Annotated in this window: 12 protein-coding genes; 1 reads left to right on the forward strand and 11 read right to left on the reverse strand. The window is 65.9% G+C overall.

Going from position 1 to position 20,272, the window contains the following annotated elements; genetic code table 11:
- Positions 1-42: 42 nt before the first annotated feature.
- The 3 genes from ACZ4Z1_RS30065 to ACZ4Z1_RS30075 all read right to left on the reverse strand — a co-directional run bounded on the left by ACZ4Z1_RS30065 (position 43) and on the right by ACZ4Z1_RS30075 (position 3,351).
- Positions 43-222 (reverse strand): SPOR domain-containing protein, encoded by a 180-nt coding sequence (locus ACZ4Z1_RS30065; protein WP_030020236.1) that lies wholly within the window; start codon positions 220-222, stop codon positions 43-45.
- A gap of 264 nt (positions 223-486) precedes the next feature.
- Complete coding sequence (locus tag ACZ4Z1_RS30070; RefSeq protein WP_468489782.1) at positions 487-2,190, reverse strand: APC family permease; 1,704 nt, start codon at positions 2,188-2,190, stop codon at positions 487-489.
- 408 nt (positions 2,191-2,598) lie between these two features.
- The gene (locus tag ACZ4Z1_RS30075) at positions 2,599-3,351 is read right to left on the reverse strand and encodes a GntR family transcriptional regulator (protein ID WP_468489783.1); all 753 of its coding nucleotides are present in this window, start codon (positions 3,349-3,351) and stop codon (positions 2,599-2,601) included.
- A gap of 338 nt (positions 3,352-3,689) precedes the next feature.
- On the opposite strand from ACZ4Z1_RS30075, the gene ACZ4Z1_RS30080 reads away from it, so the two are divergent.
- On the forward strand, positions 3,690-4,412 hold the full coding sequence (locus ACZ4Z1_RS30080; protein WP_468489806.1) for a PIG-L deacetylase family protein: 723 nt from the start codon (positions 3,690-3,692) through the stop codon (positions 4,410-4,412).
- A 73-nt stretch (positions 4,413-4,485) separates the two neighbouring features.
- Here the strand turns inward: ACZ4Z1_RS30080 and ACZ4Z1_RS30085 are convergent, their stop codons facing one another.
- From ACZ4Z1_RS30085 to ACZ4Z1_RS30120, 8 genes are all read right to left on the reverse strand, one after another.
- Positions 4,486-5,466: an alpha/beta fold hydrolase gene (locus ACZ4Z1_RS30085; protein ID WP_468489784.1), complete on the reverse strand. Its 981-nt coding sequence runs from the start codon at positions 5,464-5,466 to the stop codon at positions 4,486-4,488.
- 537 nt (positions 5,467-6,003) lie between these two features.
- Positions 6,004-8,109, reverse strand: a complete 2,106-nt coding sequence (locus tag ACZ4Z1_RS30090) for an AIPR family protein (RefSeq protein ID WP_468489785.1) — start codon at positions 8,107-8,109, stop codon at positions 6,004-6,006.
- A gap of 39 nt (positions 8,110-8,148) precedes the next feature.
- Entirely contained in the window at positions 8,149-9,441 is a 1,293-nt protein-coding gene (locus ACZ4Z1_RS30095) for a hypothetical protein (RefSeq protein WP_468489786.1), read from the reverse strand.
- 96 nt (positions 9,442-9,537) lie between these two features.
- Complete coding sequence (locus ACZ4Z1_RS30100) at positions 9,538-11,718, reverse strand: UvrD-helicase domain-containing protein (protein WP_468489787.1); 2,181 nt, start codon at positions 11,716-11,718, stop codon at positions 9,538-9,540.
- Positions 11,719-11,944: 226 nt separating this feature from the next.
- Entirely contained in the window at positions 11,945-13,531 is a 1,587-nt protein-coding gene (locus ACZ4Z1_RS30105; RefSeq protein ID WP_468489788.1) for a serine/threonine-protein kinase, read from the reverse strand.
- 167 nt (positions 13,532-13,698) lie between these two features.
- Positions 13,699-16,896, reverse strand: a complete 3,198-nt coding sequence (locus ACZ4Z1_RS30110) for a type I restriction endonuclease subunit R (protein WP_468489789.1) — start codon at positions 16,894-16,896, stop codon at positions 13,699-13,701.
- Positions 16,893-18,134, reverse strand: a complete 1,242-nt coding sequence (locus ACZ4Z1_RS30115; protein ID WP_468489790.1) for a restriction endonuclease subunit S — start codon at positions 18,132-18,134, stop codon at positions 16,893-16,895. The genes ACZ4Z1_RS30110 and ACZ4Z1_RS30115 overlap by 4 nt, the downstream gene beginning before the upstream one ends.
- Positions 18,131-20,215 carry a type I restriction-modification system subunit M gene (locus ACZ4Z1_RS30120; protein WP_468489791.1) on the reverse strand — a complete coding sequence of 695 codons (2,085 nt, stop codon included), beginning with the start codon at positions 20,213-20,215 and terminating at the stop codon, positions 18,131-18,133. The genes ACZ4Z1_RS30115 and ACZ4Z1_RS30120 overlap by 4 nt, the downstream gene beginning before the upstream one ends.
- Between the last annotated feature and the right edge of the window lie 57 nt (positions 20,216-20,272).

Raw genomic sequence — 20,272 nt, forward strand, 5'->3', positions numbered from 1 at the left:
GGTGCCGCCCCCTTCACCTCAGGTGCTGCCGACCTCTTCGCCTCACGTGGCGGCGTGCCCCACCCGCTCCACGACGTAGAGCCGCCCGTTCCTGCGGGTGTCGAGCCGGTCGGCCACCTGCTCCGCTTCCGCGCGGGTGGCGTAGCGGCCGACGCGATAGCGGTTGCCGCCCTCGTCCTGGCGAATGACGAGCCAGGGCAGCACCGCGCCACTGTCGGTCATCGCGCCCCTCCGTCCGCCGACCGGCGCGCCGTCGCGCGCCCCTCCTGTACTGGTGCCGAAACCGCATTCCGCATATGCCCGAGCCTACGCCCGACCTTTACGCACCGGATACGGCTTTGCACAAAGAGGTACCGAACCGGCCATCGAACCGCGCGCGAACGGCGTGCGGGCACCCCTGCGGGCGCCCCGGGAGCGGACGCGAACGGGCGCCGCCGGCGGCTCCTGCCGCCGACGACGCCCGCCGGATCTTTTCGCGTGAAGGCGTTACGCCTTGCCCGCCTCGCACTTGGCATCGGACGCGGCACCGGACTTCCCGCCGGCCGCGGCCTCCTCGGCCGCCTCGGCCTCGGCCTCGGCCAGCGACTCCGCCTCGGCCGCCACCAGCGTCGGGTTGCGCCAGGAGCTGCGAACACCCCACCAGTAGAAGACCAGGGCGATCACCGCGACCACGACGATGTCCCAGCCCGGCGCCAGGTAGCCCTTGCCGCCGAACTCCGTGCCGCCCATGTACGACACGCACGCCATGACCAGCAGGTACGCCACCATCCAGGCGCCCGCCTTCAGGTGCGGCTTCAGCTCGGCCCACGGCTTGCGCAGCTCGTACCAGGCCCACACCGGCAGCCCGACGGCCATGATCAGGATGACCTTGCCGGTGAGCGGCCAGCGGCCCCAGTACAGGACGAGCGAGCCGAAGACCATCGCGACGGGCGCGATGTACGGCATCACGCGCAGCTTCACCGGCCGCTTCAGGTCGGGCGCGAGGCGGCGCAGCGACATCACCGCGACCGGGCCGGTGATGTACGAGATCACGGTGGCCACCGAGACGATCTCGGCCAGCGAGCCCCAGCCGCGGAAGACCGCGAGGAAGAGGAAGGCGATGAAGAGGTTGAGGACCAGCGCCGGGCGCGGCACACCGGTCTTCTTGTCGACCTTGCCGAAGATCTTCGGCAGGTGGCCGTTCTCCTGCACACCGTGGATCATGCGCGAGGTGGTCGCGGCGTAGATCATGCCGGTGCCGGACGGGGAGACGAAGGCGTCCGCGTACAGCAGCAGCGCCAGCCAGTTCAGGCCCCAGGCGACGGCGAGGTCGGCCAGCGGCGAGTTGTAGCCGAGGTGGGCCCAGCCGCCGGCGGACTCCAGCTTGCCGCCGGGTACGGCCATCAGGAAGGCGACCTGGAGCGCGACGTAGATGACCAGCGCGATCACGATCGAGTAGACGACGGCCTTGGGCAGCGACTTGCCCGGGTTACGGGCCTCGCCGGCCATGTTCAGCGGCGACTGGAAGCCGTTGTAGGCCCAGACGATGCCGGAGAGGGCGACGGCGGAGAAGACCGCGCTCCAGCCGTTGGGCGTGAAGCCGCCGTGGTCCTTGATGTTGCTGGTGTCGAAGTGCGCCAGCATCAGGGCGCTCGCGGTCAGGATCGGGACGACGACCTTGAAGATCGTGATCGCGGTGTTGGTCTTCGCGAAGAGGGATATCGCGAACCAGTTCAGGAAGAAGTAGAAGATCAGCAGGACGCTGGCGACCGCGACACCGCTGCCGGTCAGCTCCTTGCCGTCGTAGAGGGCCTGCGCCCACCCGAAGTCCCAGGAGCTCATGTACTGGACGGAGGCCGTGGCCTCCCCGGGTATGACGGAGACGATCGCGATCCAGTTCGCCCAGGCGGCGAGGTAGCCGGCGAGCGAGCCGTGCGAGTACTGGCCGTAGCGGACCATGCCGCCCGCCTTGGGGAACATCGAGCCCAGCTCGGTGTAGGTGAGGGCGATCGTGAGCGCGACGACCGCGCCGATGACCCAGGCGAGGATGGCGGCGGGACCGGCGATGGCGGCGGCCCGCTCGGCCCCGAAGAGCCAGCCGGAACCGATGATCGACCCAAGACCCGTGGCGGTCAGGGCAATGGTCCCGAGGGACCGTCGGTAATTCGAGTGGGAGCCCTGCTCCGCGCTCTGGGTCTGCGTCGTGCTCAACGTGCTTGGTCTCCTGATCTTCCCCCGTGCCGTGCACAAACTTCGCCATCGTAAGAGCGAATTGGAAGATCGGATTCCCAAGCAGGGTCAAAACTCGGGTCTGGCTGAAGGTGTGTGAGGTTTCCAACACACCAATTGGCCTCCCAAATCCCGACATACAGGGACTTAGGGGGTGGCTACTGGCGGGTTACGCGTCAGTACACAACGTGTGATCTTGGCTCTGGAGGCGCTGAAATTGCTAGGTGGGAACGGGTTTCGGACAGAAGAGAGAGGGGAAAGGGGGCGAGTCGGCCGGAGAGATGACTCGGCATCCTGGTCCGACCTGTCGCCTCGACGTGGCGCCCCGATGTGTGCGTCTCTTCGCCTCGGTGCGGACACCTGGCCCACCGGCCGTCACCGCCCCGCCGCCTAATGCACCGGCAGGTGATACGCCACCCGGTGGCGGTCGGCGAGCGTGACGACGTCGGCCGTCTCCACGGGGCGCCCCCCCGCGAAGTACGTACGGGAGATGACCAGCACCGCATGGCCGGGCACCCCACCCAGCGCCATCACCTCCTCCGCCAGCCCGGGGCGCGCGCCGACCTCCTCGACCACGTTGTCCACGATCACGTCGATGGCCGCCATCCGCTCGACCACCCCGCGCCCGGCCAGCGGGCCCTCCTCGGGCAGCATCACCGGCGTACGACCCGTGATGTCGAGCGGCTCCCAGGAGGTCGAGAGCATCGCCGGCTCGCCCTCGGCCCGGAAGAGATAGCGCGTACGCATCACCCGGTCACCCACCTGGATGCGCAGCCGGGACGCGACGGAGGCGGCGGCCTCCTCCCGCTCACTGCTGGACTCCCAGGTGCCCTTGACCCGCTCGTCGGCCTGCTCCTGCCGGAAGGGCGTGGCGCCGATGCCGGTGCGGTAGCCGGCACGGGCGATCCGGCGCGGGACGGGCTGCTCGCGCACGTACGTCCCGGAGCCGGAGCGGCCCTCGACCAGGCCCTCGGCCATCAGGACCTTGCGCGCCTCCAGGGCGACCGTGTCGGAGACGCCGTACTCCTCGCGGATGCGGGCCTGGGAGGGGAGGCGGGTGTGCGGGGGCAGCACACCTTCGACGATCTTCTGGCGCAGGTCGCCGGCGACGCGGAGGTACGCGGGCTGCTCACCGAAAGGCACATGCCCCTCCCAACAGCTTGACAGTCAGCAACAGCGTGGCAACCGCGTGTTGTTGACCGCAAGCCTGGGCCAGTAATTCACTCGATGTGATGAAGCCCAGCTCAACCGGCGTCCTGATCATGGAAGTTGGTCGTCTGCGGACACACGTTCCCGGCTGCGCGGCGCGGCCGCGCCGCGCGTGCGAGAGTCGGTACGACACACCGCACGCGCGACCGGCGCCCGAGCGGTACGGGAAGGAGCCCACCGTGCCCGACACCCCCACCGGCAGCAGCACCGCCCCCGCCGCCCCCGCTCCGTCCCCGTCCCCCTCCCCTGCCTCCGCCTCCGCCCTCTCCCCCATGCCGGAGGACTGGCAGCGCGCCCTGGCCGTCGTCGCCCACCCGGACGACCTCGAATACGGCGCCGCTGCCGCCGTCGCCGAGTGGACCGCCACCGGGCGCGAAGTGACGTACCTCCTGGTCACACGGGGTGAGGCCGGTATCGACGGGCTCGGCCCCGAGGAGTGCGCCACGGTCCGCGAGGCGGAGCAGCGGGCGAGCGCCGCCGCCGTCGGCGTACGGACGGTCGAGTTTCTGGACGGCCACCGCGACGGCGTCATCGAGACCGGACTGACGCTGCGCCGCGACCTCTCGGCCGCCGTCCGCCGGCACCGCCCGGAGCTGCTGATCACCCTCAACCACCACGACACCTGGAGCGGGGTCGCCTGGAACACCCCGGACCACCGCGTCGTGGGCCGCGCCACCCTCGACGCCGCGGGCGACGCGGGCAACCGCTGGATCTTCCCCGACCTGACCACCGAACTCGGTCTCGAACCCTGGAACGGCGTCCGGTGGGTGGCGGTGGCCGGCTCCCCGTACCCCACGCACGCGAAGGAGGTCGGCCCCGGCATCGAGCGGGCCGTCGCCTCTCTGGCCGAGCACCACGCGTACATCACCGGCCTGGAAGGCGCGGGCCAGGACCCGGTCGCCTACGCCCGCGACTTCCTCGAACCCATGCTCCGCACAGCGGGCGACCGGTACCGCGGCACCCCCGCCACCCTGTTCCAGCTCTACCCGCGCTGAGCCGCCAGCTCTCTCCGTGCTGAGCTTCCAGCTCTGTGCGCGCTGAGAGCGCTATTCCCGCGCCATTCCTGTGCTATCCCTGCCCGCCCCGGCGGCCCCACGCGCCCACGTGCACGCGGGCCACGAAGTCCGCGACCAAGGCGGCGACCTCCTGCGGCCGCTCCATCAACATCGCGTGCGTCGCGTTCACGCCCGCCACCTCGACCCAGGGCTGCGTACGCGCCAGCTCATCCAGGTCGGCGTGCAGCCCCTTCACGTACGCGGCCATCAACTCGTCCAGCCACGGCATACCGGGCGTCGAGGGATTCGGACGCAGCGCCCGCGCGATCAGCAACGGCCGCCGCAGCCGCCGGTAGAGCCCGAACAGGTCGATCTCCGCCATGGCCTGCTGCATACCGAGCCCCGCCACCCGCTCGGGCCGCAGATAGACCTCCCCGTCCGCGTTCCGTGCCGCTCCGCGCCGTACACCCGCCTCCCACAGCCCCGCGGGAATTCCCAATTTCCCGGCCATGTCTGCGTGATAGGCCAGTACTCCGCCCAAACCGCCGTCCAAGCCGCCGCCCGGCAATGGCCGCCCCATCGCCGCGTCGGCGAATTCCCTGGCCTCCGCCAGACGTTGCACCACGTACTCCCGGTCCAGTCCCACATACTGCTCGGGCCGCCCCATTCCGTGCCCGTCCAGATTGACCGCTCCCGGCGTCCCCTCCAGCTCCTCCAGACAGCACGCCGCGACCATCCCGCCCAGCGAATGCCCCACCGGAACGGCGTCCGGAATTCCGCATGCCGTCAATACGGCGGCCACGTCCGCGACCGCCCCCGCGAACGTCCACTCGCGGTCCCCGCCCCCGGATTTCCCGTGCGCCCGCACATCCATCGCCAGCACCCGGTGCCGTCCGACGAGCAGCGGGGCCACGGCCTCCCAGTCCAGCAGCGTCCGCCCGGCCCCGTGCAGGAGCAGCAGGGGCAGGCCGTCACCACCGTGATCCCGTACGGCGAGCTCGACTCCGTCGGGAGCGGAAACGAACAGGTCCTCGGTGCCATGCGCAGACGTCATGCCAGCACGCTAGACCGCCGAATCCGACTCAAGATCATCCGCTAGGACGTAGATTTCCCCGCCCCGCCCGGCCCATAATGGACTTACCCCACTTGCCGAACCCGCCCACTCGGTGGAAACAAGCGCGGATGCCGACGAGTGGTTCGGCAATTCACGACGCGATGACGCCTTACGGCCGTTCCTCGATCGGGCCCATTCCGCCGATTGCTCCGGCACCGGTCCGCTCATCGGCGCCGGCATCACCGAGCACCCGCGGACTCGGCTGTATGAGCGTGCCGGCGTTGGCGAGCGCGGAGACGACCATGGCCATCCGGAGCGGGGTCCGGAGCGGTCTTATCCGTCCCGGACCCCGCTCCGGATGGCCCACGTACCGGCGAGGCCGTGCCGCCCTGTACGCCCAGGCGCCCCCGGCCGTTCTACTGTGGTCCCCGCCCTGACGTCACTCCCCGGGGAAGTGCCAGGCAACCTCCAAACCCGGCTGCGCGGCCCGGAGGGGTCTCCTCTTACTGACGTCCTGCTGTCGCAGTGCGCACGCGATCAGGCCTCGTCCTCGGCCTCTCCGCTGTGGATGCGCTGGGCCAGGTCCCACAGACTCAAGCCATCCGACTGAAACCAGCGAGCCGTTCCCTGATTGGCCACGGGGCGCTCGTCCCAGTCGGCATCCGCCCACATCTTCGAAACCAGCCCGGACGGCGAGTACTGCTGCTCGTCGTACGCCCAAAGGATCGGCTTGGTCCGGTGATTGACCCAGGTCGCCTGGCGTCGCCTTTCGTCTTCGACAAGCCACTCTTCCATGGCTTCACGCTCGGGTTCGTTCAGGGCTACGTACCGGAGGGGTGCTCCGCCCTTGATGACACGCCGGTCGACCAGGAGCGGCACGGTGTTCGGACGACGCGGCTTGCGCTCCTTCGCAGGCGGCGCGGGAACGGCGACACCATCGGCCAGGTCACCGAGGACATGCTTCGCCAGCTCTCGACATGTCTCCGCGGTCTGGAAAGCCGACCTGATCTGCGGACGCGGTCCGTGACGAGTCACGATCTGATGCGTCAGCCGACGCACCAGATCGGGTACGAGAGCGGGGATTTTCTCCAGGACCTCGCTGTCCCAGTCGAAGTCAGGGTCATCGATGCTTGTGGCACCAAGATGCTGAAAGAGCAGGTGGGTGACGAGAAATCCGCCGTGCTCCGCGGTCGCCGCCTCGCGACTGTTCTGGCCACTGCCCAGTTCGTAGACCGCACTCCGTGCCGCGCGCAACGTGAGCACGGAACGCCACACCTTCTGCGGAGAGGGTTCGCGATGGAATAGCACGGTGTGGCTGCCCTTGGGCCCCTGCTCCCAAAGATTCTCGGTGGAACTGGCAGCCCGGGCGGCCTGTTCTGCATCCGGGTGCAGGCAGGCGAGGGCAAGGGCGAGTTCGTCCAGTGAGCAACCGGTCTCGGGCGCAGCGACCGGCTCACCCCGTTTGATCACGTACTGCTTGCGCAGTTCGGCACGCAGGTTGGCTTTGATCGCCTGGTGCACAGGTTCGAGCGCGACGTGATCGCGCTGCTCAATGGCGTTCTGCCGGTTCGCTGCCTGCGAGACCTGCACGCCAAATTTCCGGTCCTCGTAAGTATTGATGACCTTGATGCTCAGAGTGGCATGGGCGGCGGCCTCGCCGTCATCGTGCATGGCTCTGGCGACAGCCCGTACCGTCTGAGCGCCGTTGACGATGCTCGCCCCGGTCACGGCTAGAGTGGTCGGCCTGCTCTGCGGTGCCTTGGCACTGTCGTGCTTCGCCGTGAGCGAGTCGCAAATCATGGTAATGCCGTTGTTCAGGTGCCAGAATTTAGTGGGATCGGACGTAAGGGTCTGACCGATCTCCGCATTGGTGACGGTGGTCCCGAGCGGAGCCCGGAGATTCTGCTCGAACAAATCGGTGCCGTTCGCCTCGTACCACTCGGCGACGCTCTCGGCGGAAACCGTGCCCTGATAGGCCTCGAGCGGTCCCTTCTGCTGGTACCAGTCGTCAAGGCGTACCTCCAGACAGATCGGCTCGGGCCGGAGATCCGCATGGACCTGGTCATGGAAGTCTGCGGCGTACAGCACCTCCACACTCAATCGAGCGCCGTGCTTGTTGAACTCGTATAGAGCGTTGTCGAGAACCTCGCGTGCAGGCGGAGAGGGCTCCACTGTTCCCATCAGCGCGATGACCAGGGTGGCTCTTTCGTTGACGATGAACGGCCTGGACTCCAGGGCAAGGGCGCCGGCACGCTGGTTGAACTGGTCGTACAGCTCGTTCTCGATCCGGTTCAGACCGTCCACCATCGCCTTGGCTGCGTCCACATCGAAGGTCGCCGTGCCCTTGTCGCTCCACTTCGCCTGGACAAGAAGGGCCTGCTTGCTCTCCGGCAGTGGGGCGATGGCGTCCAACCCCTGGTCCGCGATGCCGTCCGTGACGAACCGGGCCGCCTCGGCCACGCTGCACTTGGCCACGCGTCGTACCGCGAGGGCTGCAAGGGCGCGGGAGAGGAAGCGCTGTTCGTAGTTCCCCCCGCGGAAGTGGGCGATGTCGCTGTCATCTATCACCCCGTCGAATGTCTCGTGAAGTTGCTCGCGCACCTGCGTGACCTGGCGAGGTGTGTCCGCCCCCGAGATGGCCATGGTCGGCTGCCTTTCCACTGGTGGTGTCTTGTTGCTGGCCTAGGCCCGCGTCTTGATCCCTGAGCCGTTGCCGCGTTGCCGGAGGCTGAAGTCCACGACCATCAATGCAATACCAGCTGTGTCGATCGTGGCGTCCACCCAGTCCAAGGCAACCTCGAAGGACACACCGCTCGCGCCAAACCAACCGTCGCGCACCAGCCGGGCGAAGTCGGTCGGTACCAGGTGCCGGGTGAGCGCGCCCACGGAAGGGCCTGAGAGACCGATCTCCACGGCGGCCGAGACCGCTGCGGCGACTTGGCCGTAGGGGTAAATCGCACCGGAGCTCGTCCGGTGCAGAGCGGCGGTGAAGGGCACCGGCTCATGAACCCGGAGAAAGAGAGGGTCGCCCAGCAAGCTGTAATCGTCGGCGCTCTGCCGGGCGCGTCTCGGAAGGCGGTGAACACGGCTGTGGAAATCATCCAGCCTGTGCCAGGCACCAGACGAAAATAGCCCGTTCGGGTCGGGACGCACATAGCGCAGCATGACGAACGTCTGAGTGTCGACATGATAATAGTAGGCGTCGAGGGAGCCTTCCCCGCCAGCCATCACCCGGCGATCGGTTATCGACGTGACTTCAAAGTCATAACTTCGGCTACCTACGCGACTTGCAAACGTCTGAACGACGGTCTCACCGATGCCACTGAACCTCGTCGCTGCCCACCCGCGGTTGTCGTCGAGCGTCGGCTGAACCACGGTCCCGGTAAGCCCACTGATAAAGGCTGCGTTGGCGGCCGTCTTGTTCCAAAGACGTACCTCCGAGAAGTCCTTCGGGGGCAACCCGGCAATCTTGGCGAAGAGCAGAAGAGCGTCGCGTTCATCACGCCAGCGGAGTTCCCCTTCGCTCCACCCTTCAGCGTCGTCGAGCAGAGGCATCAGCCTCTGGACTTCGGTCTCGACATCGGAGGAAATCCGCCGGAGGTTGGCGAACACGGTACCTACGCCGACTGTGACGGGGCCGCTTTCCGGTAACGACTTGGAGAGTGCGGCGCCTTGCTCGCCGCCGCCCCAGAGCCCTGAGACAGGCACCAGGCCTCGAAGGCTTCGCGCATGGGCGACGACGACCTTCCGGTCACGGTCGGTCTCATGAGCAGGTCGCACGATTCCCAGCCCCCAGACCCGCCTGAATTGCTCCTCGCCAGCTTCGTCACCCTGCTGGTCGGCAGAAGCGAGCAGAATTGCGAGATGTGGCTTGACCTCAGGCCAGTCACGGCAGGGTTGGGAGTAGGACCTTTCCTTGGCGTGGTCGGCATCGAGCAGACGAAGTAAGTCGTTGTCGGGGCGCAGAATTGCCAACCGCGGCGACCGCGTGGGAGACGGGAGATCTCCCCGTCTTGATTGTGCGAATGTCATCTACTCCCCCAAATCACCTGCCACCACACTGAGCCAAGCTCAGGGGAATGGTAGCGCGCCAGCTTCAGCTCCGGGCTTAGAGGATGTACCGGCCTCTATGAGAAAGCTGCTGGGCTGCCCCGCCCACGAGACATACAGCCCGTCCCGCGCCCGTGTACACGCCACGAACAGCAGACACCGCTCGGCCAGCAAGTCCGCCGCGTACTGCTTCGGGTCGACGTCGGCCGGGGTGAGCGCCCGAGGGTACGGCAAGACACCGTCTTTGACGCCGCTGACGGCGACGCAACGGTACTCGAGCCCCTTGAACGAGTGCATGGTGCCAACCTGTACGGCGTCAATGTCGGCAGGCGCGTCGCCGTGCAGGCGAACGGCCGAGATGCCCGCTGCGATGAGGACCCGCACTGCATTATCGCAGGTCTTGTTGAAGCGGGCGCTCACACCGATGTCCCGGGCGTCGATGCCCTGATCGAGCCAACCGCGGATGTGCGTGACGAGGGCATCCAGTTCAGCTGTTTCGGTGTCGAAGGCGCGGAGTTCGGGGCGGTTGCCGTGCAGAGCGGAGCGATAGCCGAGGAGGGTGTCGTTGCGGCTGTCGTCGGCGAGTTCTTCGAAGGAACGTCCCACCAGGAGCCCGGTTGACCAGCTAAGGATTTCGTGTGTGGAGCGGTAGTTCTTGCGCAGCTTGGTGGAACGGCCGGCGACCTTTATGCCGAGTGCACGCAGGGACACTTTGGTGTCGTAGATCCGTTGGTGAGGGTCGCCGGCGATGAACAGGTCATCAGGGCGATCGGGTGCCGCGGCACGCAGTAGGCGCCATTGGGCGGGGTGCAGGTCCTGTGCCTCGTCTACGACGATGTGGCGGTAGCGCGGCCCCTGCTCGGTGAGTTTGTCAGTGGCTTCGGAGCAGGTGCTGAGGTAGGTGCGCAGGTTGTCGGCGGCGAGGCGGCGGATGAATTCCTCCACGGCACGCCAGACCACGGGGCGGGCAGCGGTGGGCAGGCCGCTGCCGCGACCGACGCGGTCGCATCCTTCGTACGCTTCAAGGGTGCGCAGGTCCTGGGCGAGGATGACATGCTTGTACTCCTGGGCGAGGAACTGCGGGTTGCCGCTGTAGCCGGTCGTTTTCGCCGCTATCTGCCAACGTTCGGCCTCCTCTCTGGCCTTGAGGGCTCGCCTGGAGGTGGAGGTAACGCGGTTGGCGAAGGAGTCGACGGTCATGATGTCGACTCGTTCGCGCAATGCCTCGTCGTCGACGAGTGCCGCGAGACCTTGGCGCAGCGAAGAGACGAGGGCGTTGGTGTAGGTCGTGAGCAGGATGCTGTCGCCGTCGCGGAGGTAACGCAGCAGGTGACGTACGCGATGCAGGGCGACGACCGTCTTTCCGGTCCCCGGGCCGCCGGTGACCTGAGCGGGGCCGGAGTAGGAGGCCCGGTAGGCGACCTTGTGCTGGGAGGGGTGAAGGAAGACCCGCCACGCCGCGAACGGCTTGTTGAGAACATCGGTGAGTTCCTCCGAGCCGGTAACGAGGGCGATGCGGGTTCCGGTGCGGCGGATGGCGGTGGCGAAGTCCTCGGTGTCCACTGGCTGCAGTTCGGTGGCGGCTTCGGCCAGGCGTGGAGCCACGACGTCACGCCACACTTCCTCCACGGTGAACTCCATGGCGAGGTATTCCAGGACCTCCCGCTGGTCCTGCGGAAAGTGCGGGGCGAAGACCTCGAACTGCTCCAGGTTCGTCAGTACGCGGGCCTGCCGCAGGGTGGTGCCGTCAACGCCGAGAGCGAGCAGGTCGGAGTCGGAGTACTTGGCGAACAGGCGCCGGTCCGGTTCCGGTGCGATCTGCTCGTAGGCAGGGGTGAGTTCTTCGAGGGTAGTGAGGTCTCGGATCTCCACGGCGCGCGTGACAGTGTTGATGCTGGCCTTCTGTTTGCATGCCCAGGCGATCGCTTCGTCGTGTGGCATGACGCGCAGCAGCACGAAGGTGTCGCCGCTGTCGGGCGCGAGGACGACACCGCGGTGGCCCTGGTCGATGCGGATCGTACGGATGTGCCGCCGGTCCTTGGCCGACTTGAGGGTCTCCAGTTTCAGACCGGGGTCCTTGAACAGCTGGTCGAGGGTGAGCCGCTCGAACTTCTCCCAGGTTTCGAACACGCCTTTTTTTGCGCTGCCTTGAAGCTTCCCGAGCTGCTGGCAGAAGCCGATGTCGAAGGCAAGGTGCGGCATGGTGAACGTCTCCGAAGGGCTGTGGCGCGGGCAAGAGTGGTTCGTATGGCCTGCTCACGGCAGCGGGCAGCCTGGGCGCAGCAGGAGCGAGCGTCCTCGCTCGCGTGGCCTGGGGCCTGGGCACAGGCGTCGGCCAAGGCGTCGAGCTCAGGCACCCCGGCACGCTTCCCCGCGCGCCAGGGCGCTAGGTTCGACGAGCCGAACATCCCGAGGCCTCCCGCAACTCTCATTCCTCAGACAGGCCATATCTGATACGGTCCAGCGCCTCGGCGATCTCCTTGGTTTCGGCGTCGTCCGGACCGTAGACGACGCACATATCGGCGTGGAGCGGTTCGAGCATGGACTGGGCCTCGGCGAGCCGGCTCTCGGCGATCAGCAGGAAGCCGATGCTGCGGCGCAGGTCGATCGCCTCGTCGCTGGCGTCGCTCTCGATGCTGCGGACCTGACCGAGGATGGTCATGAATTGCTGAAGGGCGACGGTGACCTGGCCGAGTTCGGCTCGGCAGTGCGCGGCCTGGGTGCGGCACAGTCGTGCGTCTTCGCTCGTCGCCCCGGCAGTGCGGGCGTATGACGTGGCCAGGGCGTCGAACTCGGGCAGTGCCTGACGGTAGTCGCCTCCGAGGAACCAGATCGCGGCGCGTTGCTGCCGCAGTTTGAGGACCTCTGTGTTGTCGGTGCCCAGGGCCTGGGCCGCAGGAGCGATGATCTCGTTGAGTACCTCGGCAGCCTGGGCGAAGCGCTCCTCCTCAAGGAGTGCGTTCGAGTGGACGTACGCTTCCTTGATCTCCTCCTGGAGCTGCTCGGATACCGCAATGGGTGACTGGTACTGATTCGGATCGATGACGGTGGGTGTCGGCACGGCGGCCGGAGTAGTACGGCGGGGACGGGGGGCGAACGGGTGGCGGAATACCCCGGTCGGGTCGGGTACGCCGGCTGGTCCGGTTTCCCCGGCGGTCGGCGCCTGCCCGGGCGGAGGCAGGAAGGGCAGCAGCCTTTCGTAGACGGCCTGGGAGTCCGCAGGCCGTCGATCGGGCCGCTTGAGCAGCAGGTGCAGTACGAGCTCTTCGATCTCCGCCGGTACATCGGCACGCAGCTGCCGCAGTGGAGTGGGCGCGGCTTCCACCTGCTGCCGCATCACCTGGAAGTCACTGCCGGTGAAGATAGGCTGGCCGGACAGTAGCTCATACAGCACACAGCCGAGCGAGTACAGGTCGCTCTGTGGAGTGATCCTCCCGCCCTGCACCTGCTCGGGCGACATGAAGAAGCAGGTGCCGATCGGCCTGCCGGTCGCAGTCAGCTTCGTGACGTCAGTCCGCATGATCGAGGCGATGCCGAAGTCAAGGACCTTCACGGTGCCGTCCTGGGCTACGAGGATATTGCTCGGCTTCAGGTCGCGGTGGACGACAGGCACGTCGTGCGCGTGTGACAGCACGGTGCTCACCTGTGCAGCCACTGCGACGGCCCAGGAGACCGGCAGCGGATGTCCGGGGTGGATGTAGGTGCTGAGCGGAATCCCATCAATCAGCTCCATCACCAGATACAGCTGGTCGTAAGAGCCGTCGGGATCCAGCACAGCGTCGAAGACCTGAGGCACCCCGGGATGCTGGATACGTGCCGTGATCCTGGCCTCGCGACGGAACCTCTTGGCGAACTCCTCAGCCGCTTCGAGTGAGGTGACGGCGTCATCGCGCACCACCTTGACGGCGACGGCCCGGTCGAGAACCCGGTCGAAGCCCCGCCATACATTGCCCATGCCACCGTGACCGAACTGCTCAATGAGTTCGTAACGGTCGGAAATCACCCGAGGCGGCACCGTGCCCCCGTTGCTTCAGCTATACGTGACGGTTGAGCGCGTGCGCGCACGCGAGAGCTCAGTGTGGCTGCCATGGCGATCACCCGTCCAGCCTGAGGCCGGCGCCCAGCGGCGTTGTGGCCGAATCTCATCAACCTGGCCACAACTCCGCGTCGACAGCCACCTGCCTATTCCTCCACGCCTTCCTCCCGACGGATCATCCGCCAGGCGGCCCGACGCGCGCTGCGGTTGAGCGAGCTGCGGAAATCCGGATCGGCGGATCCGAAGTACCGCTTCCCGAGGTCCGCGGTCACCGTGACGTGATCCATCATGTTGTCCTCGAAGACCTCATTGAAGACATGGCCGAAAGCCTCCTCGGTGTCGTTGCCCACGGCGGCCTGGCGTACTCGCCTGTCCTCGACCGTCTTCTGGTAGGCGGGCAGCACGTCCTGCTCGGTGAATTCGGTGCCGAACTTGTCGTTAAACTTGTCGATCAGCTCAGAGAGCAGCGACCTGTCCTGCTCCTTCGCGGCCCCCGATCCGTCGCCGAGTCCCCTCAGCGTCGCCGTCCCCTCGGAGGTCAGGCTGATGTCGTGTTCACCGGTCTTCTGTACCCGCATGTGGGTCAGGTCGACCTCGCCTATGTCCACGCCGCCGTCCTGGCGGCGCGGCAGACGGTTGAGCAGGTGCCGGCCGAAAAGGTGCAGCAGTTCCAGATCCGCGTCGGGGAACCCCATGATCTGGGCCATGAAGCCGTACTTGCGGATGAAGTCCGAGAGATTGGCCCGAAAATCCTCCGCCTCCTCCTGCTGGTCCTCGTCCTCGCTGTCGAGAAGCTGGGTGAAACGCTCGCAGGCCGGATCCGTGTGCCGGTACAGCTCGGCGTGCAGCCGTTCCCACTTGGCCGCGCTGCCGGCCGACTGCTCCTGCGCCGCCAGATACGCCTTAGCGAAAGCCCGCATCTCGGCCTCGACGAGAATCGCGGCGCGCATGACCTTGCCCTGCACCGTGTACAGCATGTTCGGGTCGCTCGGCAGCGTCTCGGCGTCCTCGAAGTACGGGACGAAGGACTCCCGGATCTCCTCGGCGTCGTTGACAAAGTCGAGGACCGCCAGGTCCGCCTGGGACTTGCGCTCGCAGGTGCGGTTGAGCCGTGAGAGCGTCTGCACTGCCGAGATGCCGCCCAGCTTCTTGTTGACGTACATCGTCGTCAGGAGAGGCTGGTCGAAGCCGGTCTGGTACTTCTCAGCAACGACCAGGATGCGGTACTCCTTCTTGGCCCCCGTCACACCGCGCCGCGCGCTCTTGTCGTCGGCCCGGGTGTACGCGAACGCCTTGGGCAGCGCGCCCTCCGACAGACCACCGTTCTCCTGCGTCTCGGTGGTCTCCTCACCGTCGTACGACAGCGAACCGGAGAAGGCGACGAGCACGCCGATGTCCTCGTAGCCCGAGCCACGGTCACCGATGTACTTCTTGAGCGCACGGGCCATCTGCACGGCGCTGTACCGGGAAGCGGTCACGACCATGGCCTTGGCCCGGTGGCCGAGCTTGGGCTCGGTGTGGGTCTTGAAGTGCTCGACGACGACCTGCGCCTGCTGGGCGACGGTCCACTCGTGCGTGAGCGCGTACCGGGCGAGCAGACCATTCGTCTTCGAAGGGGGGACCTCGCGGTCGTCCGGGTTCTTGTTGACCAGCTTCCAGTAGGTGTCGTAGATGACATAGTTCTTCAGCGGGTCGAGGATGAACCCCTCCTCGATGGCCTGCCGCATCGAGTACGTGTGGAAGGGCCGGTACACGGTCCGGTCGCCCGACTCCGTGAGCGTGCCGAACAGTTCCAGCGTCTTCGACTTCGGGGTCGCGGTGAAGGCGAAGTAAGAGAGGTTGGCGCTGCGGCCGCGGTCCTCGGCGGCCTTCTTGAGCTTGGCGTCGGTGTCGAGGTCCGCCTCGACCTCGCTGGTGCCCTCGTCCTCGTCGTCAGCGTCGAGGCCCAGGTCGCGCAGGGCCTTCCGTACGTCCTTGGCGGCGTCGCCGGACTGCGAGGAGTGCGCCTCGTCGATGATGATCGCGAACTTGCCGCCGCGGATCTCGGTGGACTCGCGCCGCAGGTAGTCCAGCAGCGCGGGGAACGTCTGGAGCGTCACGATGACGATCTTCCCGGTCTCCCGCGACAGCGCCTTGGCGAGCTGCTCGGATTTCGAGCCGCCCTCCCGGCCGATCTTCACGACGAGCCCGGCGGTCTGCTCGAAGCTGCCGACCGTTTCCTGGAGCTGGCGGTCCAGAACGGTGCGGTCGGTGATGATGATGACCTTGTCGTAGACCGGCTTTCCGGGCTGCAGACCGTTCTTCTCGACGGCCTCGGGGTCGAGGACGGCAGGGTCGGTGTGGGTGTGCAGCGAGGTGAGCCGGTGCGCGAGCCAGGCGAGAGTGTTCGACTTGCCCGAGCCGGCGGAGTGCATCACTAGGTAGTCACGGCCCGCGCCGTACGAGGCGACGGAGGCGGTGAGTTCGCGGACGGCGTGCCACTGGTGGAAGCGCGGGAAGATGACCGACTTCTTGGTCCGGCCGTCGCTCGTCCTCTCCTTGTGGACGTGCACGAACCGTTCGAGCAGGTCGAGCCAGTTGTCCCGCTGCCAGACGGTCTCCCAGAGGTATGAGGCGGCGTACGACCCCGGAGCGGCCTGGGAGGAGGGGTTGCCGGCGCCGCCTGGCCGACCCGGCCCATCGGAACCAGTATTGAACGGCAGAAACCGGGTGCGCTCACCGCACAGTTCGGTCGTGACGGACACCAGGTCCGGGTCGACCGCGAAGTTGGCAACGACTCGCCGACTGAAGATCGGCTCGCTGGCATCGCGGAAGCGGCGGTACTGCTCCTTGGCCTGCTCCACACCCTGCCTGGTGAGCGGGTTCTTCAACTCGGCGGTGGCAACGGGGATTCCGTTGAGGAACAGCGTCAGATCGAGACGGTTGCCGCGGTCGGCCTGCTTGGTGGCGTACTCCAGCTCTCGAACGAGGGTGAGACGGTTGCTGTTGTAGTTGCGCAGGATCGACTCGGACTCGACCAGGGACGGCTTGAAGTACGCCACCCGGATCCGGACGCCCTTATCCTTCACGCCGTTGCGAAGGACGTCGACTAGCCCGTCGGTGGCGATGGCCTGGTCGAGGCGCTTGGCGAAGCCACGCTGGGCGGCGTTCCGGTCACCGCCGTAGTACGCGACGACCTCTTCCCATTCGCTGGCCTGGGTGGCACCGATGAAGGTGAAGAGCTGGTTGGTGTCGAATCCGAGCTCGGGGCGGTAGTCGGCGGGGCTCGTCTCTGCCCAGCCACGCTCGAGCATGGCGGAGACAATGGCGTCACCGAACACGGATTCGTGGTGGATGGGGCTCATTGCTTCACTCCGTCCGTTACGTTACGTCCGCTGGCGGTGGAGACGTCGAACTGTCCGGTTACGGCGGCAGTGATGAGAGCCTGGCGACGTTCGACCAAGAGAGACAATTGCCTATCCAATTTACGCCCACATCGATGTGAAGCGATTTGATTGCGCTCAATTTCGTCGGCAATAGAAGCCTGTTCAGCGGCGGGAGGGTTCGGAACTCTCACTGATGCAACCTGGCCCTCGCTAATCGACGGAACCGGTCCAGGATTCATCAACTGGGCCAAGTCGAGGAGTTTGAGGAGGTACCCCCAATACCTGTAGTCGCCACAGGAGAACGAGATCGCGCGAACATTATCATCAATAACACAGTTGCGTGTCGTGACAGTTCTCCGATTCAGCAGAAGTGCGGCACCCACACGGGCATAAAGAATGGCCCCCGGGGGGACGATTCGCGCTCCTAGATCTCTGGCTACCGTACGAGTGACCCAGTTTTCCGCCTTGCCGAGGTTCCCAATCTCGTCCGCCTTCGAAAAGTCACCAACTTTAATGAATGGGAAGTCGCCGGATTCGCTGCCCTGATATTCGTGCGGGAAAGTTGTCCCCATGGTGAATCTTGCAACTCTATTGATGATCGGCGACTCCCAGCGGCTGGGGACGTACCCCAGCCAATCGATCATCTTCCGGTCGGCGTGCTCGGTGACGTCACCAGTCACCAGTTTGCGAACGACGGCGTCAAATCGCTCGTTAAGTAGAGTGCGCTGCCTTTGGCGAAGTCGTACTAGGTGGTCAATCTCCGAGGTTTCAGCGTCGAGGAATTCGGCGATGCGGCGCTGCTCCTCAGGCGACGGCAACCACATACGGTACTCGGAGAGGAGTTCCCATGAAGTGCGAGGCATCTTGCTGCCGTATGCCGTAGTGTTAGCCCATTCCAGCCATGGATGAGAAAGGGTGACGTAGCTCAGGAAACGCGGGTCAACCTGCTTGTTTGGTCTCAGGACTAGCAACTCACCCGTTGCAGTTGCTGAACTCCGAGGAAGGTACGACTTGGCCAAGTAGGGCCGGAGCTTACTAAACAGCACATCCCCAGCATGGTGGGTCACGCTATCATGCGCCGCCTTTAGCGGAATCTCACTTACAGCGAGCTTTCCCGTGCCACCCTCGATATCTTCCAATCCGATGAAAGGGCGAAGTGAACCGTCCGACTTCTCAACTGAGTTCTGGACGACAGATTTCACCCGAACCTTGCTCATTCGGTCACCTCGCCCAGCAGCTCCTGAATCTCTGCCTCCAGCGACTTAAGTTCCGCGTCGATTTCAGCCAACGGCCGCGGCGGCTCGTACACATAGAAGTGCCGCGTGAACGGGATCTCGTACCCCACCTTCGTTTTCTCATGGTCGATCCACGCGTCCGGCACATGCGGCAGCACCTCGCACTTGAGGTACTCCTCGACGTTCTCCTCCAGCGGCACGTTCTCGTAGTCCCGCAGCTCCGGGTCTGGCTCGATCGCGCCGCCCTTCAAATTCTGCACCTCGCCCTCCGGGTCCCGGACACCCACCGCGTCCCGCAGCGCCTTGTTGAACGGCGTCCCCGTCGGCCAGGTCAGCCCTGCCTCGACAACGGCGGCCTTCAGTGCGACCCAGGCCTCGCTCTTGGTCACCCACTGCTGTCCGATCAGCACCCGCAGCGCCTCGATGAACTCGGAACCGTAGGTCAACTTCTGGACCGGCTTCGACGCACCGAGCGCCGTCAGCGCCTCCTCCGTCACTTCAAAGCGCAGCTTCAGCGGGCGCTCCACCGTGATCCGGTGGTAGCCGAAGTCTGCGTTCTTGAAGACTTTGACCTTGCTGTGCAGCGGGTGCTCAGCGTTCGCGGCAGCATCGAGGGCCTCGGCGTACAGGCCGGTCAGTTCCTTGATCTGGGCCTCGGTGATGTACTTCCGCTTGTCGCCGAGGGACTTGCGCATCTTCGCGAAATGCTGGCGCGCGTCGAGGAGCACGACCTTGCCCTGGTGGCCCTTGGACTTCCGGTTGGTCAGGATCCAGAAGTACGTCGAGATGCCGGTGTTGTAGAAGATCTGGTCGGGCAGAGCGACGATGCCCTCCAGCCAGTCGTTCTCCAGGATCCACTGGCGGATCTTGGACTCGCCGGACTCCGCAGCGCCTGTGAACAACGGGGAACCATTGAAGACGACCGCGACCCGGCCGCCGCCCTTGAAGCGGCCAGGTTCGCCCGAGGCGGCGTCGCCCGGCACCCATTCGGCCGGCCGCATTTTGGAGAGCATGTGTTGCAGGAAGAGCAGCGAGCCGTCATTGATGCGCGGCAGGCCGGCCTCGAAACGGTTGTCGCCACGTCCCGTCTCGTGCTCGGCCTCGACCTCGTCCTTGACCTTCTTCCACTCCACACCGAACGGCGGGTTGGCGAGGACATAGTCGAACTTCGCACCCTTGTGGCCGTCGTCGCTGAAGGAGTTGCCGAATTTGATGTTCTCAGGATCCTGCCCCTTGATCATCAGGTCGGACCGGCAGATCGCCCAGGACTCGGCGTTGAGCTCCTGCCCGAACACCTTCACGGTCGCGTCCTTGTTGAGCTCCCGGATGTGCTCCTCGGCGGCAGTGAGCATGCCGCCGGTTCCGCAGGCCGGGTCGAGGACCGTGCGTACGGTGCCAGGGAGGGTGAGCGCGTCGTCGTCCGGGGCAATGAGGAGGTTCACCATCAGCTCGATGACCTCGCGTGGTGTGAAGTGTTCACCGGCGGTCTCGTTGGACTGCTCCGCGAAGCGGCGGATGAGCTCCTCAAAGATGTAACCCATCTGGTGGTTGGAGATCACCACCTTGGGCCTGCCCTTCTCGTCCAGGACAGGCTTGCCCTCCTCGTCGAGCTCGACCGGGCGCAGGTCCAGGTCCGCGAAGAGGCCCATCACCTCGTACAGCAGGTTCGCGTTGTCGAGCTTCTTGATCTGGCGGGGGAACTCATACTGCTCCAAGACTTCCTGGGCGTTCAGCGAGAACGAGCCGATGTACTCAATCAGGTGTTCGGCGGCGTGCCCGGCGTCGCTCGCAATCTTCTTCAGCGTGTACGTGCTGGTGTTGTAGAAGCTCTGGCCGGAGGCTCGTCGGAGCCAGCGGCTGGCGTCGATGTCCTCGTTGTCTTTCAGTTCCTCGTACTTCGCGATCACCGTGTCCTTGGTGGGCTCCAGAACGCATTCCAGGCGGCGGAGCACGGTGAACGGCAGGATGACCTTGCCGTACTCCGACTGCTTGTAGTCACCGCGCAGCTTGTCGGCGACGGACCAGATGCGGCCCGCCAGTGCCGTGTGCTTGCTGTTGTTCAAGAGGTTCCTTCCGCTGGGCCCGCCGGGTGATTCAGAAGGCGGTTGGTGAAGTTGTCC

This window comes from Streptomyces sp. NPDC030165 (assembly GCF_055573595.1).

What these genes read in the sequence shown, in the direction of transcription:
- ACZ4Z1_RS30065 (WP_030020236.1), bottom strand. Translation starts at nt 222, where the DNA reads ATGACCGACAGTGGCGCGGTGCTGCCCTGGCTCGTCATTCGCCAGGAC.
- ACZ4Z1_RS30080 (WP_468489806.1), top strand. Translation starts at nt 3,690, where the DNA reads ATGCCGGAGGACTGGCAGCGCGCCCTGGCCGTCGTCGCCCACCCGGAC.
- ACZ4Z1_RS30085 (WP_468489784.1), bottom strand. Translation starts at nt 5,466, where the DNA reads ATGACGTCTGCGCATGGCACCGAGGACCTGTTCGTTTCCGCTCCCGAC.
- ACZ4Z1_RS30090 (WP_468489785.1), bottom strand. Translation starts at nt 8,109, where the DNA reads ATGGCCATCTCGGGGGCGGACACACCTCGCCAGGTCACGCAGGTGCGC.
- ACZ4Z1_RS30100 (WP_468489787.1), bottom strand. Translation starts at nt 11,718, where the DNA reads ATGCCGCACCTTGCCTTCGACATCGGCTTCTGCCAGCAGCTCGGGAAG.
- ACZ4Z1_RS30110 (WP_468489789.1), bottom strand. Translation starts at nt 16,896, where the DNA reads ATGAGCCCCATCCACCACGAATCCGTGTTCGGTGACGCCATTGTCTCC.
- ACZ4Z1_RS30115 (WP_468489790.1), bottom strand. Translation starts at nt 18,134, where the DNA reads ATGAGCAAGGTTCGGGTGAAATCTGTCGTCCAGAACTCAGTTGAGAAG.